This is a genomic window from Muribacter muris (assembly GCF_001038205.1).
Taxonomy (GTDB): Bacteria; Pseudomonadota; Gammaproteobacteria; order Enterobacterales; family Pasteurellaceae; genus Muribacter; species Muribacter muris.
In genome coordinates, this window is sequence record NZ_JWIZ01000003.1 from 30,114 (window position 1) to 47,897 (window position 17,784).

The following is a 17,784-nucleotide window of genomic DNA, read 5'->3' on the forward strand; positions in this document are numbered from 1 at the left end:
GCAACCTTATGTGTTTGTTGGTAAAGAGACATTCAGAGAAACCCTACGATACTTATCCTGAACCTGCTGGGGCGTTGTCTATCACAAATATAAGGAAATTAGCAGAGGTATTTAGTTTTTCTGCACGTTTTTAGAGGTTCAAGCCTTTTAGATACTCACTTTGGCTGATTTATGGCATAATTCTGCTCTAAAATCATTTTTGAATTGAGATTATGTCCCAAGATCAGTACACTCCCTCAAAATTAGAGATTGCGACCCACGCAGTATTGCCGCTCTTATTGATGTTATTGATTGAAATGGCGTTGAACCATTTTAGCGGTATTCCGAACAGTATTTTCATTTCGCCTTATCTGTTGGCGTTTTTTATTACGGGGGCTATTGCTTTTGTTGTACTTTGGAAAGGGCAAATCTGCCCCGGGCAGAAAGGGCGTTTGACCTTCATTTTACCGTTCCTACTGGTTTTTGCGTTAGGGCATCTCGTCTATTTGGTTGCATTTACGCCAAAGCATTCACCAATGTTGGTTGCAAGCTGTGCGGCACTGATATTCCCGCTGATTTATTGGAAATTGCCGGAAGATGAAACAATTTACCGCACCTTGATTTATTGCGGCTTAGCCATAGTCGCTGTTGGTGTGGTGCAATACTTAATGGTTTATTGGGTTGAAATTCCGTCTCTGTTTAATTGGGCGAGAGCCAATAACTTTGCTCAACTGCAACTGGGCATTTTACTTGCCGGTTGGTATTTGGTGCTTGCTCGCAGCCGTTTGGAAGGCTTTTTGAAATTATTAGTTCAACTGGCACTGCTTGCCTTAATTGCGAATTATATTTGGACGGTTTTTGTGCTTTATCAGCACCTGCAACGAATGCCGACAATGGCAATTAGCCCTTATTTGCTCTTTTTTGCAGGGCAATTTGTGATTTTGGCGATGCTCGGTTGGCTTTTATTGGGGAAAAATATCAAGCAACCGACCGCTTGGACAGTAGCAACTTTCCTGTCGCTGCTTTACCCTTTAATCAATGCCGTTTAGATGAGCATTAAGCGAAGCCTCACGCTGATTGCCGGATTTATCGGACTTGTCGTTGCCGGTATGCTTTGGCTGCCAAGCCCGCAATTGACGGCGGTGATCAATTCTGCATTACCGAAAGGGTGGACGATTTCAATGCCCGATGGGTTTTCGGCTTCGCTTAAACAGTTGCACTTGCCCCGTTTTCAGCTAAAAGCGGAAAATTGCCCGCTAGTGAGTGTGGATAATCTCAAGTTGGTTTGGTGGGGGCAACGCCAACTGGAAGTGAAACAAGCGGTCTTGGATTACGCCTGTTTAGCAAAGCTGCCTGCTTCCCCCTCGGACGATAGTCCTGTTCAGCTTGCTGAATGGCTTGCGTGGCTACCGGACGCAAAAGCCAATATTGAGGCTTTTTCGGTAGTCAATCTCCCGACAGATTTCCCGTCTCGCCTAGTGGCACTGCTTGCTCAACCCTCACAGCTTGAATTTGCCTATTTTCAGCCTAAACTGACCACTTCCCTCACCCAAAACGGCTCAATATTGCAGGCAGAGTTGGAAAATCATCGCCTTTCGGCACAAATCCACTATCAACCAAATGAGAATGAACGGCATCAAGGGCAGCTGTCTGCGACATTAGACGAGGATTTAACCCGATTACCGTTTCAGCTTAAGGTAAATTATCAATGGCAATTACCGGAGAGCGTAATTACCGAACCTAGCTTGCAACAAGGCTCGGCAACGTTGGCGTGGCAAAAAGCAGAGGCGGTTGCGGGGCAACTGACGATTAACTCGGCGAACCAGTCGGAAGCGTTGCTCACTTTGCCGTTTCGGTTTGATGAGCAAAGTCTGAATATTGAACAAGGGCTACTGAATTGGCAAGGCTTTGCCGAGTTTCCGCTCAAAATGTTTATCAATGCGCAGTTTCGCCCGCAAAATCCGGGGCAATGGCTACCGCTTGATACGGCATTTCGGCTAAGTATTTTGTCGCAAAACAGCAAAGGTAAGGGCAATATTGTGGTGAGCACCCAAAACGGGATATTGCAAAAAAATGCCCTGATGTTACCACTTCAAATCACCGGTAATGTGAAGCACCAAAATTTTATTTTATATAGCAGCGTGCCCCTTGAGATTGGCGGAGAGTTTGACGATCTACGCCTGCGTTTTTTACAGGGTGCTTTGTTGCGTATAACAGGCAAAGAACGTTTTCTCACGATTCACGATTTGCGTTTTCCACTGGCGGGTATTCGAGTGGACAAACAGGGGATTCACGGGCGTTTACAAGCCATTTTTCGAGGGGAAAGCCCCGATTTTAACGGGATTGAAATGCACTTGGACGGTTATGCCAAAAATTTTAAAGCCGGTGCATTGGATTTCTTTCAAGATCCCACCACAAAAGAGGCGGTCAAGGATCAATGGCAATGGCGTTTTTGGGGAGGAAGTCGCCTCAATGCGTTAAACAATCGTTTAAAGGTCTCGGGGCGGGGAAAATGGCATAAAAATTTGGTCGAGTTGAGTGAATTTGATGGGCATTTGGCAAAAATCCACCGCAACGGCGTACGCATCGATCAAACACGGCTCAGTTTGAGCGAACCGATTCAATTTGCTTATCAAGCCTTTCAACTGAAAGGTGGGGTGAAATTATCCGCGCCTAAAGTCATTTTTGACTATGGCGGCGAGTTGATTAAACCAACGGCAAGGCTGACTTTTAACGGCGAGGTGGAAAATCTGAACTTTAAGGGTGAGGTAACAGCGGGGCGGCTTGGGCCGATCCGTCTGTTTGCCCGCCGTGAATTGACGGAAAATCAGAGCCGATTTAAAGGGCGACTATATTGGTTGGCACAACCTGCTACGGTGTTCCAGTCGCTTTTTCCATTTCGACAAAACTGGTTGATTACCGGTGGCTCGGTAAAAGGGGAAACCGCGTTTAGCTTTGCGGTGGAGCAAGGGCTAATTGCCGGCGGGCATTTTTCAATTCAAAACGGTAGCCTCTCTTTTCCGAACGGCGAAATGAAAGGCATACAATTTTCGCTGCCCTATCAGCTTGAGCGAAATGAAGTGGATATCGGAATGAAGAAACCGCTTGAATTGAGGGCGGATCTGCTGGATATCGGGCTAAAAATGGAAAATATTCGGGTGAAAATTCACGGACATTGGCCGTATAGTAAACGCCGCCCGCTCTTTTTGCGGGAATTATCGCTGAATCTGCTCGGCGGAAATTTGGATGTGGCAAAATTTGCGTTACCGCAAACGCAGGTCGCCTATCTTAATCTCGATCAGATACAATTTGAGGAGATATTGGCTCTGGCAAAATATCACCAGCTAAATTTATCGGGCAAAGCGAGTGCGGTTTTTCCGTTTTGGTTGAAAGGCAATCCTTGCTATATCTGCAACGGCTCGATCACCCAGCTCGGCAAATCCCGTTTAAAATTAGGGGCTGAATTGATTGAGGCGATCCGCAAAGGCGGTTATACGGAACGGATTTTGGCGTATATGGTCAATGAGAGTCAGGTAAATCAGCTTACTGCCCAGGTGAATGTGGATAAAACAGGGCAAATGCGGTTAGCGGCACAACTTCGTTCGCAGCTTGCCGAACATCAGAATGCGAAAATCAATCTCAATTACAGCCATCAAGAAAATCTGTTTGAACTCTGGAAACTGATTAACTATGGCTCACAATTTGAACAGCAAATTGAACACTCTCTCTATCAACAATTGGATAAACGTCAATGAAACAGGCTTTGTTACTGATTGCAATATCTGGGCTGAATCTAACCGCTTGCACGCCGAAAATTCAGCTTGAAACCCCGCCGGAGGGGATCACTATCAATATGAATGTGGTGGTTGATCACCGCATTGAAGTATCAATGGACAAACAATCAAGGGCGGTGATTAAAACGGTGGACAAACTCAAACAAGCAAAATAGACCAGCTTTATTTAAGGGCGACAATACCGCCCTTTTCGGCTGATGTGGGTAAGCAAGCGAAGCCTGAAGATTACGGGGTTTTATGCAGTTTATAATTATTACCGCTTTTGCTCGTTTCGCCGTTCGCATCGCAAAATTCTACGAAAGTATCGGATAATTTCACCGCTAAATTGCCGGAATTGGTTAAACGGATAACACCTTTTTTATTGCCGTCCCAAGTGTAAGTGCCTTTTTCGATGAATGGGTGTTTCTCTTTATTTTTAAAATACAACGTGTTGTATTGATAAGTGTTGTCCGCATTTAACACTAATTTCGCTTCGATTTTTTCACAATCGGCACAAGGGAGCGTCCCTTCATAAGTACCGGAGACGCTTTTTGGCGAGAGCGTAGAACAGGCACTTAATAGGGTGCCGATAGACATTAGGATAATCTTTTTCATTGTTAATTCCTCACGGTTCAAAAAGGCAATTAAACGGGTTTAAAATCAGGATTAACCTTAAACTGAAGTTCGCTGACTTGGGGTAAATCCGTTTGAATGCATTTGAGTAAATGGGCTTGTTGCAGCAAAAGCCCCTGACGGACGGTGGCGTTTTGCACCTCAAAAACGAGTAAATTATCGTATAAATTGACAATTCGGTAAAGCCCACGATATTGACTTGGCAATAATTGTTGAATGTTATGGTTCAACATATTGAGTTCGTTAGCGCGTTGGACAATCTTAGCAAGGCTTGAGTTCTGTAAAAGCTCGCCGATGTTTCTAGTTGTGTTTTTTTTCATCTGTTTTCTCGCTTTTGCCTTGTTTTTCGTGGATTTATCACCATAATTGGCAACATTCTACAAAAATTATCGTATAATCGGCACAATTTTTTCAGTAAATCGACTAATGAGATCTTTTCGTTACTTTTCTAAATCGGCATTTTGGTCGCCATTTCTTGTGGGATTGGTGGCAATTTTCGCATTGCCGCATTTAGCAAACGGGCATTTGCACGAGGATACCCAAAATTCGCAAGTGTTTGCCCCTGAAATGATCGAAATGGACAGCGCCGAGCCGGAGCAGCCCTATTTTGTTCGGTTCGATTCACCGATTATCCCTTTCCAACCGTTGCAAGCGGTGATGTTTTGTGAATTTTTTACCGCATCTTACCGCTTGATCGTTTCGCCTAAACCGCCTATTCGAGCAGGGCCGCTATACGTTTAATCCGTTTGATATTGTATTTTGAATAGCTTGCCGAGCGGGCAAGTGCTTTTTATTTCACCCTATTTGAGAATTGGAAAACCTTATGTTAACAAAATTGATGACGGCGATTTTCGGCAGCAGCAATGATCGCACTTTACGCCGTTTAAACAAGCGTGTGGCGCAAATCAATAAATTAGAACCGGAATTTGAACAATTAACCGATGCGCAATTACAAGCAAAAACCGCAGAATTTAAACAACGTTTAGCTGAAGGGGCAAGCCTTGACAGCCTGTTACACGAAGCCTTTGCAACGGTGCGTGAGGCGAGTAAGCGGGTGTTGGGAATGCGTCATTTTGATGTGCAACTTATCGGCGGTATGGTGCTGACCGAACGTAACATCGCCGAAATGCGTACGGGAGAAGGGAAAACGCTCACTGCAACCTTGCCTTGCTATTTGAACGCCTTGACGGGCAAAGGCGTACACGTTGTTACCGTTAATGATTACTTGGCACGCCGTGATGCCGAAACAAACCGCCCGTTATTTGAATTTTTAGGAATGAGCGTGGCGGTCAATATTCCCGGCTTAGCCCCCGATGAAAAACGTCAGGCTTATGCGGCGGATATTACCTACGCAACCAACAGTGAACTAGGCTTTGACTATTTGCGGGATAATCTCGCCCATTCTAAAGAGGAACGTTTTCAACGCCCGCTGCATTATGCATTGGTCGATGAAGTGGACTCTATCCTGATTGATGAAGCCCGCACACCGCTCATTATTTCTGGGCCGGCGGAAGATGCCACCCATATTTATCAAGCGATTGATAAAGTCATTCCGCATTTGATTGCACAGGATAAAGAAGACAGCGAAGAATTTACCGGCGAAGGCGATTTCACCCTTGATCTGAAAAATAAACAGGCGCATTTGACCGAACGGGGGCAGGTGAAAGTCGAACAATTACTCACCGAAATGGGCTTGATGCAAGAACACGAAAGCCTCTATTCACCGGCACGCATCAGCTTGTTGCACCACGTTTATGCCGCATTACGTGCGCACAAATTGTTCGAGATCAACGTCGATTACATCGTGAAAGACGGTGAAGTGGTGATTATTGACGAACATACCGGACGGACAATGGCAGGTCGCCGTTGGTCTGATGGGCTGCATCAGGCGATCGAAGCCAAAGAAAAGGTGAATATTCAAGGGGAGAACCAGACGGTTGCCTCAATCACCTACCAAAACTATTTTCGTCTTTATGAAAAATTAGCCGGTATGACGGGTACTGCCGATACTGAAGCCTTTGAATTTCAACAAATTTACGGCTTAGATACGGTAGTAATTCCGACTAACCGCCCGATGATCCGCGATGATAAAACGGATTTAATGTTTAAGAGCGAGCCGGAAAAATTCCAAGCGGTGATTAAGGACATTGAAGGCTGTATTGCCCGCAATCAACCGGTGCTGGTCGGCACAATCTCGATTGAGAAATCGGAAGCGCTTTCGGCAGCACTGACCCAAGCCGGTATTCCCCATAAAGTATTGAATGCAAAATTCCACGCACAAGAGGCAGAAATTGTCGCCGATGCCGGCTATCCGGGGGCTGTTACCATTGCGACCAATATGGCGGGACGGGGGACGGATATTGTCTTGGGCGGTAACTGGAAAGCAGAAATTGCTAAGTTGGATAACCCGACCGATGAACAAATCGAAGCCATCAAAACAGAGTGGCAGGCTCGCCACGATACCGTAATGAAAGCCGGCGGTTTACACATTATCGGTACGGAACGCCACGAATCCCGCCGGATCGACAACCAGTTGCGTGGACGGGCAGGGCGGCAAGGCGATCCGGGCTCGTCCCGTTTCTATCTCTCGCTGGACGATGCGTTGATGCGCATTTACCTTAACGAAGGCAAGTTGAATATGATGCGCAAAGCCTTCACCGAAGAGGGCGAGGCGATGGAATCTAAATTGCTGACCAAAGTGATTGCCTCGGCGCAGGCAAAAGTGGAAGCTCATAACTTTGACGGCCGTAAGCACCTTCTGCAATACGATGATGTCGCAAATGAACAACGTAAAGCCATTTACGAGCAGCGCAATCATTTGCTTGAAACGGACGATATTTCACCGATGATTGAAACTATCCGTGCCGATGTGTTCAATGCAGTGATCGACCAATATATTCCGCCGCAATCTATCGAAGAAATGTGGGATATCGAAGGGCTGGAAAACCGCTTAAAACAAGAGTTTTCAATGGTATTGCCGATCGCTGAATGGCTTGAAAAAGAGAGCGATCTACACGAGGAAACCTTGCGTGAGCGGATTATTGATCTGGCGAAACAGCAGTATCAAGCGAAAGAGCAAATCGTGGGCGCAGAGGTAATGCGCAACTTTGAAAAAGGCGTAATGTTACAAAACCTTGATGAACTTTGGAAAGAGCATTTATCCGCAATGGATTATTTACGCAAAGGGATTCACCTGCGGGGCTATGCGCAAAAAGATCCGAAGCAAGAGTATAAAAAAGAATCTTTTGCGATGTTCACCGAAATGCTGGATCATCTGAAAGCCAACGTAATCAGCATTTTAAGCCGTATTCAAGTCCGCAGCCAAGAGGAAGTCGAACAGGCGGAGCGTGAACGTCAAGCCCTTGCCGATCAGGAAGCCGCCGCTTACCAAGCGGAAGGGGCGGAAAGCGGCACACAAGCGGGCGGTTCGGAGCAAGATTTTGCAAATTTGAATATCGGACGCAACGAGCCTTGCCCGTGCGGGTCAGGCAAAAAATATAAGCACTGCCACGGCAGCAAAGCACGCTACGCATAAAGGCGCAAGCGGTCGGTTTAACGGAAAAATGTGCAACGCTTTTGCAAAAATCCCGCTCAAACTGACCGCCTGTTTTAACACGGAAAAACAGTAGGATATAAAATGGATAAACCGATCGTTCAAGTTGCTGCGGGCATTATCCGCAACGAATTTGGGCAAATTTATCTCACACAACGGCTGGAAGGTCAGGATTTCGCGCAATCCCTCGAATTTCCGGGCGGAAAAGTCGAAGCGGGGGAAACGCCGGAACAAGCCTTAAAACGTGAATTGGAAGAAGAAATCGGCATTCACGTATTAAGTGCCTTTCCTTATGAACATTTTTGTTTTGACTACCCGAATAAAACGATAGCGTTTTTCTTCTACTTGGTTGAAGAGTGGGTTGGCGAACCCTTTGGACGAGAAGGGCAGGAAGGCTTTTGGCTGGCACAGTCCGAACTTGATGAAGGGCAGTTCCCTCCGGCAAATCTGGAACTTATCCGCAAATTAAAATCCGAACTTTAAAATAGTGGGCTTTTCAGCCCATTATTTTTAGAGGAAGACTTTGACGTTGTGAAAACCGTTTTCCTTTAAATAGAGCGCTTGCAGTTTGCTCATCACACCACGTTGGCAATAGAGCAAATAGGTTTTGGATTGATCCAAACTGGCAAATTGGCTAGAGAGTTTGTAAAACGGAAGCTGTTTAACTTCGACACCGGCTAATTCAAAAGGGGTTTCATCTACTTCTTCCGGGCTGCGAATGTCCAAAATTACATCGTTCTCGCCCAATGCCGAGGTCGTTTCAACGGAGACAACCTCTTTTTCCGTCTGTTCTGCAATGTCTCGAATATCCAAAAATTGTGCGTTGGCAACCGCTTGTTTAAGGATCGTGAAGTCAAAATGCCCTTCTTCTTCAAGAATTTTACTCTCAACCGCTTTTACCGTTGGATTTTTCGAGATTACCCCACAAAATTCCGGCATTGATTTGGCAATATCGTCCGTGCCGATCTGCTTTGCCATTGCAATAATCTGCTCCTTGTCGTGGGCAATCAGCGGGCGTAGCACTAAGGTGTCGGCTGCTTTATCAATTAAGCGTAAATTGGTAAGGGTTTGGCTGGAGACTTGCCCTAAAGCCTCACCGGTTACGATCGCTTGAATATCAAAGCGTTCGGCTATTTTGCTGGCCGCCCGCACCATCATTCGCTTTAATACCACGCCCATTTGCCCGTTATCGACGTTTTCCAAAATCTTGCCTACCACCGTTTCAAAATTAATGGCGACAAAACGGACTTTGTGGGAGCTACCGTAGCGTTGCCAAATGTGATATGCCATCTGTTTGACGCCGATTTCGTGCGCAGCGCCGCCCAAATTAAAGAAACAGTAATGTACCCGTGAGCCTCGGCGAATGAGCATATAGCTCGACACGCCGGAGTCAAATCCGCCAGAGATGAGGGACAGTACGTCTTCCTGTGTGCCGATCGGGTAGCCGCCCAAGCCTTCGTGGCGTGCTTTAATCAGTAGCATTTTGTCGTGGTCAATATCAATACGCACCGTTACATCAGGATGAGTCAGACGTACATTGGCGGACTCAATATGTTGATTTAAACCGCCGCCGACATAGCGTTCAACATCGAGGGAGCGGAAATCGTGTTTGCCTTTGCGGCGCACCCGTACGCAGAATGTTTTGCCGACCAGCGTCTCTTTGACCGCTTGATAGGTTTGCTCAAAGATATCGTGTAGCGAGTTGAACGGAGTTTCTTCCACTTCCAAAATATGGTGAATACCGGGAGTGCGTTGCAGTAAATCCAGTATTAGCGGTGCGTTGTCGGCAGTTTTAGTGCGAACTTCGATAAAATCCCAATGGCGAACAACGGCAACGGTTTCATCGTGTTTTGTTAATACATTGCGAATATTACTGGTGAGAATTTTGATAAAGCGTTTCCGAACGGAGTCGCTTTTAATCATAATTTCAGGGAAAAGTTTAATAATAAATTTCATTGTAATCGGTATAGAAATAAGAATGAGCGGGGGATTATACCCTTTTCTGCAATGAATAGGGAGCGGACATAAAAATCCCCTTCCTTTTGCAATAAATTAAGGGGATCTGACCGCTTGTAAGAGGGGTTAGCGTTGGTATTTGCCTGCCATTGCTTGATAAACCGCATTTTCATTGCGCAGAATAGTATATTTACTTTCGAGTAAGGCTCGCTGCGAGGTATTTTCGGCGTTGATTGCATTTAACCATTCACGCAATTCGGATACGCCCTGTTGATAACGGTTTTTGTAGTAGCCGCTGATGCGTTTATCGTATTCATACTGTTTTTGTAAATTGGCGTAGCCGTTGCGGGAAAGTTGGTATGCCGCATAGTAGGTGTCGATTTCATTCAGGGCGCTGGTGATCGTCTGTTCGTAGTTCAGCTTCGCCAATTTGTAGTTCTCTTCGGAAATCTTAATGTTGTTTTTGACACGGTTCCAATCTAAGAAAGGCAAGTTGAAGGAGATTGTTCCGCCCGCCACAGGATTATCTGCGACATCGCCGACTTTCACCGCACTGCTGGCTAGGCTGCCGCCTAGGGTGATAGTCGGGAACCAGCTATTTTCCATCGCAGTTAAGCTGTTAAACGCACTTTGTAAACGTTGCAAACGGGCGATGACATCAGGACGGTTAGCGATAGCAGATACCGGCACATTTAAATTCACCCCCTGCAATTTAATTTTGCTTAGGCTTGGGTAACGTACTGCAAGCGGTTGGTTAGGTTGTAAATTAAGCAAGTTACGCAAGGTTTGTTCTGCGGTTTTACGGGCAGACTGTAAGCTGATAAGGGTATTTTTTGCGGCTAATGCGGCTTGAATTGATTGATCCACGCTTAATTGATCAATTGCACCGGCATTGAGTTTATTCGTGAGAATTTTGCTCATCTGCTCGTAGTTTTTGATACTTTGCTGGGTAACAAGGATCGCTTCTTGGTAATAAGCCAAATTGTAATAGCTGTTAATGACACTGTTAATTAAGGACAAACGGGCTGCCTGTAAATCCTCTTGGGTAGCTTTATGTTCCCATTCTGCCGCACTGGCGGTATCTTTTAAACGTCCCCAAAGATCAAGAGTATAGCTTAAATTAAAACCAAGTTGGCTACCGAGATTGGAGGTGCCGGTTGAAACAGCGTTTCTGCCCGCCGAGCCAACCCCTTTTGATACGGAAGTAGAACCGCTGCCGTTAAAGGTTGGCACTAAATCCGCACCGACTAAATTGGCATTGTATAATGCACGGTTTACAGCAATAGCGGCTTTGGCTAAATCAATATTATTAGCTAACGCTGTTTCGACTAGATGGTTTAATTCCGGATCTTGATAGTTCTGCCACCATTTTTCATTGATCTGGAATTGCTGACTGATATCTTGATATTGCTGGTAGGTTTGCTGTGCTTGTTCTAGAGAACCGTCTTGGCTCATTTTGCTGCTGCACGCACTCAGAACTAATGCGGCAACAAGGGTAAAGCTGATTTTGGAAAATTGCATTTGGTCTTCCTTCTGATAGAAAATAAGACTATTGTAAATAAATCCTCTGTTTTGGACTAGTCGCAAAATGAACGATCATTCATCTTTTTCAAAAGTTTACAGAAAACGGAGACTGAGTGGGAAAATTCATCGCTTCACTTATATGGAATAAAGCAAACAAGCGGTAGCTTTACGCGTATTTGTTGCAAAAATGTGATCAACTTCACAAAAATAACACAGAATGAATGACAAAATAACCTAATCTGTTATGTTGTATACGATATTGAAATATCTTATTTAGGGTGGTTGTATTTATATTCACTGTCGTTTATAGAGGGTAAATCCTATGTTTACTTTATCTAAAAATCAATGTTGGTTTATTATTGATCCAAAACTCTCTTTCTATTTCCCATAATCTCGTCTTATTCTTCTTTTCAATTTTATATTCAATAACTTACCGCTTTATTTCTAGTGTGGTTTATTGATTTCTGTTAATCAAATAGCAAAGAGCTAACGTCCTATCTTCTCTTAATAAGGACGTAGTATGGTTATTTGAATAGGCTGCCTTTACATATTATGTAAGGGGCGTCTCCTTTTATTTTAGTGCAAGGATTTATGATGAATAACTTTAAACATTTACCTGAACCTTTCCGTATCCGTGTGATTGAGCCGGTGAAAAGAACCTCTCGGGAATATCGTGAGCAAGCGATTTTAAAGGCGGGAATGAACCCTTTTTTATTAGATAGCGAAGATGTCTTTATTGATTTATTAACCGATAGCGGAACTGGCGCAATTACGCAGGATATGCAGGCGGCAATGTTACGGGGCGATGAGGCGTACAGTGGTAGCCGCGGTTATTATGCGTTAGCCGAGGCAGTAAAAACGATTTTTGGTTATCACTATACTATTCCGACTCATCAAGGGCGTGGGGCGGAACAAATTTATATTCCGGTCTTGATAAAAAAACGAGAGCAAGAAAAAGGCTTAGATCGGCACAAAATGACAGTGTTTTCTAACTATTTTTTTGATACCACCCAAGGTCATAGCCAAATCAATGGAGCAACAGTGTGTAATACTTATATTAAGGAAGCATTTGATACTGCCGTTGAACACGATTTTAAGGGCAATTTTGATTTGGACAAATTAGAGCAGGGAATTTTAGCAGTAGGAGCGGAAAATGTGCCATATATTGTCTGTACGATTACTTGCAATTCCGCCGGTGGTCAGCCCGTTTCAATCGAAAATATGAAAGGAATGTATGAAATTGCCCAGAAATATGATATTCCCGTTGTAATGGACTCCGCCCGTTTTGCCGAAAATGCCTATTTTATTCAGCAACGAGAAGCGGGCTATCGAGATTGGACAATCGAACAAATTACCTATGAAAGCTATCGCTACGCAGACATATTAGCAATGTCAGCCAAAAAAGATGCAATGGTGCAAATGGGCGGGCTACTCTGCTTTAAAGAAAACAAATTTGAGGACGTCTATAATGAGTGCCGCACGCTTTGCGTTGTGCAGGAAGGCTTTCCGACTTATGGCGGGCTGGAAGGCGGTGCGATGGAACGTTTAGCGGTTGGGCTACGAGATGGAATGCGTCAAGATTGGTTAGCGTATCGCATCAATCAAGTTGCCTATTTGGTCGATGGGTTGGAACAGAACGGTGTTGTATGCCAACAACCCGGCGGGCACGCTGCGTTTGTCGATGCCGGAAAATTATTACCTCATATCCCTCCGGCGCAATTTCCTGCCCAAGCTTTATCCTGTGAATTGTATAAAGTGGCGGGGATCAGAGCGGTTGAAATCGGTTCGTTCTTATTAGGGCGAGATCCAAAAACCGGCTTACAGCTACCTTGTCCTGCTGAATTATTGCGATTAACCATCCCACGAGCGACTTATACGCAGACACATATGGACTTTATTATTGAAGCTTTTGCTAAAGTAAAAGCGAATGCTGAAAAAATTAGAGGTCTTACGTTTACTTATGAGCCTAAGGTATTGCGTCATTTTACCGCTCGTTTAACAGAAGTTTAATCAGTCTATACCGCACTTACCGTGCGGTATTTTTTATTAGGCTATTACCTATGGTGAGTGGGTGAGGAGCGATTATGAATAAAACCCCTTCTCTTATTGGCGGTGCTTGTATTATTGCCAGTGTTTGTGTTGGAGCAGGAATGCTCGGGCTGCCGACATCGGGTGCAGGTGCTTGGACTATTTGGTCTAGCCTTGCGATTATATCCACAATGATCGTGATGACACTATCAGGCTGGCTACTGCTGGAAGCCTTATCAAGATTTCGATCTTAGGGCATCTTTCAGTTCGGTAACAAAGAAGATACTTGGACGAGAAATAAGTATCATAAATAATGTGGCGGTCTATTTTGTCGGAAGCATCTTACTCTATGCGTATATTACGGCTTCGGGCAGTATTTTAGCTGAATTGATAAGTCCCATAATCTCTTTGGGGAAATTTGGAAGTCGCATTGGATCAATCATTTTTGTCTGTGTTTTTTCTGTTTTTGTTTGGCATTCTACCCGTTGGGTTGATCGTATTTCCGTTGTGCTTATTTTATTTATGCTATGTAGCTTTGTGATCAGCAGTTACGGTCTCATTCTCAATATTGACCTACACATTTTGTTTGATTTACAGACAGAAGACGGTCGGTATGCGCCTTATGCGATCGCAATGTTACCGGTTGCATTAACCTCTTTCGGCTACCATCATTCAGTATCGACAATGCGGGCTTATTATGGCAATGAACATAAAGCCAAATATGCTATTTTAGGCGGAACATTGATTGCATTAGCCTTCTACTTAGTTTGGTTGCTTGGTATTTTTGGCAATTTACCCCGTCATCAGTTTGGCGATGTGATTGCCAATAACGGCAGCTTAGATGTGCTACTGAATAGATTAGGGGAGATGATTGCATCGGACTCGGTGAAAAACGCTATCAACATATTCACCATTTCGGCAATTTTGTCTTCTTTTATCGGCGTGGGGTTAGGTGTCTTTGATTTTTTAGCCGATCTATTTCAATTTGATAATTGCCGTAGGGGGAGAACAAAATCTTGGGCTGTTACCTTCTTGCCGCCTTTACTTCTGTCAGTATTATTTCCGTTGGGCTTTTTGCAAGCGATCGGTTATGCCGGTGCGGTAGCGACTATCTGGGCGTGTATCATTCCTGCTATTTTAGTCTATAAAGCACGCCAAACGCCTATGCATAAACCATTCAGAGTGTGTGGTGGAACTCCGCTATTATGTATTGTGATCTTATTTGGCATATTAACCGCACTGTTTCATTTTTCGGCAATGTTTAAACTATTACCGATGTTTAATGGCTAGGGGTGATGAACTAAAAGATTTCCTCTCTTTTTAGTTGGAACAGTGAGTCGGTTTTACTTAGCTCTTTATCACCTGAACAAAAAATAGTCGCCCTAAAAACAAGCAATAAAAAGTAAATTTTATTCAAGATAAATAAATTAGCTTGAGTTTCTTTTACCTAGATCACATTTTTTACACTTTGGGATTGTGATTTTTCCTAAAAGCACTATGATCGCATTCGGTTTGGCGGTGGATCTTATGTTTGCATTGTTAGATTAGTTATCCTCCAAATCATTTTGGTTGCCGTTTTGGCAACCGCTTGTTCAATCTTTTGGAGGATCGAATGGATCAAACTTCATCAACACGTTTTTCATTAACGTGGGTACTTAATTTATTTGGTACAGCGGTCGGAGCCGGTGTACTGTTTTTGCCTATCAATGCCGGAATGGGCGGCTTTTTACCTTTAGTGGTAATGGCGGTGTTAGTCGGACCGATGACCTATTTGGCACACCGTGGGCTTGCCCGTTTTGTGTTGTCGTCTAAGCAGCCGGGCAGCGATATTACCAGTGTAGTGCGGGAGCATTTTGGTAAGTTGGCAGGGGTAATGATTACGTTACTTTACTTTTTAGCGATTTTCCCGATTTTATTGATCTACGGTGTTGGTATTACTAACACCGTAGCGTCGTTTTTGGAGAACCAATTGCAAATGCCGGTGCCGCCGAGATACATTTTATCGCTGATTTTAATTGCGGTGATGATTGGTGTAATGTTGCTCAATGAAGCGGTGATGTTGAAAATTACCACCTATTTGGTCTATCCTTTGGTGGCGATTCTATTAGGTTTGTCTATTTATTTAATTCCGCATTGGAACGGTGCTGCATTAAGCGAAGTGCCGCAAGCCGGTGATTTTGCGCTGACATTATGGCTGACAATTCCTGTTTTAGTCTTTGCATTTAATCACTCGCCGGCAATTTCAAGTTTTGCCCTTTCGCAGCAAAAATTCTATCAAGATCCGGCACAAACCGATAAAAATGCCAGCCGTACCTTACGTTGCACCGCAGGCATTTTAGTGTTATTTGTGATGTTCTTTGTGTTTAGTTGCGTATTAACTTTAACGCCGCAGGAGTTAGCGGAAGCCAAATCGCAAAACATCTCGGTGCTATCTTATTTGGCAAATAAATTCGATAATCCGGTCATCTCTTACTTTGGACCGTTGGTCGCTTTCCTTGCCATCGGAAGTTCATTCTTCGGGCATTATTTAGGGGCGAGAGAAGGTTTAGAGGGGCTGGTTAATCAGTTGCGTGATGAGCCGATCAAACCGGCAAAATTCAAAAAAATTACGGCGGTGATCTTTTTGGTTACCCTTTGGATTGTGGCAACCATCAACCCAAGTATTCTCGGCTTCATTGAGAGCTTAGGCGGGCCGGTGATTGCGATGATCCTGTTTATTATGCCAATGTATGCTATTCGCACTGTGCCGTCTTTACAAAAATTCGGCGGTAAACTTAGCAATGTTTTTGTGGTCGTAATGGGGCTGATTGCCATTTCAGCGATAGTTTACGGCTTATTCTAATGTGATAGAATCTTTCCTATTTTGAGCTGAGTTTACGAGTAGGTATCGGCATTGCGGCGATACCTACTTTTTCGTCTGTTATGATTGAGTGTGTTTATGATTAGTGTATTTGATATGTTCAAAGTGGGGATTGGCCCGTCTAGTTCCCATACGGTCGGCCCGATGAAAGCCGGCAAAGAATTTATTGATGAATTGGTCGCTTGCAAATTATTGGCAAAAACCGACCGCTTGCGTGTTGATGTTTACGGCTCGCTTGCCCTGACAGGAAGGGGGCATAGCACCGATATTGCCGTGATTATGGGATTGATGGGCTATTTACCGGATAATGTCGATATTGAGCGGATTGAAGGCGTGATTACCCGGTTGAAAGCCGATCAACAATTAGTATTGGCGGAAGCACGACCGGAGAGTGCCAAAACAATTCGGTTTGATTTCTTTGCGGATATGCCGTTCCATTATGATTTTCTGCCTCGCCACGAAAACGGCGTGATTTTCACTGCCTTTGCCGGCGATGAAACGCTGTTCAGTAAAACCTATTACTCGATCGGCGGCGGTTTTATTGTCGATGATGAGCATTTTGGTGAATCCCAACAAAGCAAAATCAGTGTGCCGTTCCCCTATAAAAATGCCGAAGATCTGCTATATCACTGCAAAGCCCAAGGGTTACCGCTTGCCAGTTTAGTGTGGCGTAATGAACTGGCGTTGCGCCCGAAGCAAGAGATTAAAGAGTATTTGGCGAAAATTTGGCAGGCGATGGACAGTTGTATTGAGCGGGGACTAAATACGGAAGGTTTATTGCCGGGGCCGTTAAAAGTTGTCCGCCGCGCGCCCGCTTTACGCCGAACCCTTGAGGCAACGGGCAAATTAAATAATGATCCGATGCAAATTATTGATTGGGTGAATATGTTTGCTTTAGCCGTAAATGAAGAAAATGCGGCGGGCGGTCGCGTGGTTACTGCGCCAACCAACGGTGCGTGCGGGATTGTGCCGGCAGTGTTGGCGTATTACCGCCGATTTATCGGGGAGCTAAATGACGATATTATTGAACGCTATTTATTGGCAACCAGTGCAATCGGCTCGCTGTACAAAATGAATGCGTCTATTTCCGGTGCGGAAGTGGGCTGTCAGGGTGAAGTTGGTGTAGCGTGCTCAATGGCGGCGGCAGGCTTGGCGGAAATTATGGGCGGCTCGCCGACTCAAGTATGTATTGCGGCGGAAATCGCAATGGAGCATAATCTCGGCTTAACCTGCGATCCGGTGGGCGGGCAGGTGCAAGTGCCGTGTATTGAGCGGAATGCGATTGCGTCCGTCAAAGCAATCAATGCTTGCCGAATGGCACTGCGTTTAACCTCCGAGCCGAGAGTGAGCTTGGATAAAGTGATTGAAACAATGTACGAAACCGGCAAAGATATGAATGCCAAATACCGTGAAACCTCCACGGGCGGCTTGGCAATTAAGATTGTGCCGTGTGATTAAGCGAGATCAGCACAGCATTT

At 44.7% G+C, this 17,784-nt stretch carries 14 protein-coding genes and 1 pseudogene; 11 read left to right on the plus strand and 4 right to left on the minus strand.

Annotated features, from left to right (window positions below; genetic code table 11):
• Positions 1 to 212 precede the first annotated feature (212 nt).
• From RO21_RS00795 to RO21_RS00805, 3 genes are read left to right on the plus strand one after another with little or no spacing between them, the layout of a single operon-like run.
• Positions 213 to 1,028, plus strand: a complete 816-nt coding sequence (locus RO21_RS00795; protein WP_047975897.1) for a hypothetical protein — start codon at positions 213 to 215, stop codon at positions 1,026 to 1,028.
• Entirely contained in the window at positions 1,029 to 3,734 is a 2,706-nt protein-coding gene (locus RO21_RS00800; RefSeq protein ID WP_047975898.1) for a YdbH family protein, read from the plus strand.
• Entirely contained in the window at positions 3,731 to 3,928 is a 198-nt protein-coding gene (locus tag RO21_RS00805; RefSeq protein WP_047975899.1) for a YnbE family lipoprotein, read from the plus strand. Before RO21_RS00800 ends, RO21_RS00805 begins: the two co-directional genes overlap by 4 nt.
• Before the next feature lie 70 nt (positions 3,929 to 3,998).
• On the opposite strand, the gene RO21_RS00810 is transcribed toward RO21_RS00805, so the two are convergent.
• Together RO21_RS00810 and RO21_RS00815 are read right to left on the minus strand one after the other, a co-directional pair.
• Positions 3,999 to 4,367 (minus strand): copper resistance protein NlpE, encoded by a 369-nt coding sequence (locus tag RO21_RS00810; protein ID WP_047975900.1) that lies wholly within the window; start codon positions 4,365 to 4,367, stop codon positions 3,999 to 4,001.
• A gap of 29 nt (positions 4,368 to 4,396) precedes the next feature.
• Positions 4,397 to 4,705, minus strand: coding sequence for a DciA family protein (locus RO21_RS00815; RefSeq protein ID WP_047975901.1), 309 nt, complete (start codon positions 4,703 to 4,705; stop codon positions 4,397 to 4,399).
• A gap of 106 nt (positions 4,706 to 4,811) precedes the next feature.
• On the opposite strand from RO21_RS00815, the gene secM reads away from it, so the two are divergent.
• From secM to mutT, 3 genes are all read left to right on the plus strand, one after another.
• Complete coding sequence (secM, locus tag RO21_RS00820) at positions 4,812 to 5,126, plus strand: secA translation cis-regulator SecM (protein WP_084724222.1); 315 nt, start codon at positions 4,812 to 4,814, stop codon at positions 5,124 to 5,126.
• Between the two features lie 82 nt (positions 5,127 to 5,208).
• Entirely contained in the window at positions 5,209 to 7,920 is a 2,712-nt protein-coding gene (gene secA, locus RO21_RS00825; RefSeq protein WP_047975903.1) for a preprotein translocase subunit SecA, read from the plus strand.
• Positions 7,921 to 8,022: 102 nt separating this feature from the next.
• Positions 8,023 to 8,421, plus strand: a complete 399-nt coding sequence (mutT, locus tag RO21_RS00830; protein ID WP_047975904.1) for an 8-oxo-dGTP diphosphatase MutT — start codon at positions 8,023 to 8,025, stop codon at positions 8,419 to 8,421.
• Positions 8,422 to 8,448: 27 nt separating this feature from the next.
• Here the strand turns inward: mutT and thiI are convergent, their stop codons facing one another.
• Entirely contained in the window at positions 8,449 to 9,894 is a 1,446-nt protein-coding gene (gene thiI, locus RO21_RS00835; protein ID WP_047975905.1) for a tRNA uracil 4-sulfurtransferase ThiI, read from the minus strand.
• Positions 9,895 to 10,020: 126 nt separating this feature from the next.
• Positions 10,021 to 11,415: a toxin/drug exporter TdeA gene (tdeA, locus tag RO21_RS00840; RefSeq protein WP_047975906.1), complete on the minus strand. Its 1,395-nt coding sequence runs from the start codon at positions 11,413 to 11,415 to the stop codon at positions 10,021 to 10,023.
• Between the two features lie 325 nt (positions 11,416 to 11,740).
• Between tdeA and tnaC the strand changes: the two genes are divergently transcribed.
• The 5 genes and pseudogenes from tnaC (at position 11,741) to RO21_RS00860 (ending at position 17,764) form a co-directional block, all read left to right on the plus strand.
• Positions 11,741 to 11,809, plus strand: coding sequence for a tryptophanase leader peptide (tnaC, locus tag RO21_RS13715; protein WP_084724225.1), 69 nt, complete (start codon positions 11,741 to 11,743; stop codon positions 11,807 to 11,809).
• A 203-nt stretch (positions 11,810 to 12,012) separates the two neighbouring features.
• On the plus strand, positions 12,013 to 13,428 hold the full coding sequence (tnaA, locus tag RO21_RS00845; protein WP_047975907.1) for a tryptophanase: 1,416 nt from the start codon (positions 12,013 to 12,015) through the stop codon (positions 13,426 to 13,428).
• 74 nt (positions 13,429 to 13,502) lie between these two features.
• Positions 13,503 to 14,736, plus strand: a pseudogene (locus RO21_RS00850) (aromatic amino acid transporter).
• A gap of 322 nt (positions 14,737 to 15,058) precedes the next feature.
• Positions 15,059 to 16,288, plus strand: coding sequence for a serine/threonine transporter (locus RO21_RS00855; RefSeq protein WP_047975908.1), 1,230 nt, complete (start codon positions 15,059 to 15,061; stop codon positions 16,286 to 16,288).
• 96 nt (positions 16,289 to 16,384) lie between these two features.
• Positions 16,385 to 17,764 (plus strand): L-serine ammonia-lyase, encoded by a 1,380-nt coding sequence (locus RO21_RS00860; RefSeq protein ID WP_047975909.1) that lies wholly within the window; start codon positions 16,385 to 16,387, stop codon positions 17,762 to 17,764.
• The last annotated feature ends 20 nt before the right edge of the window (positions 17,765 to 17,784 follow it).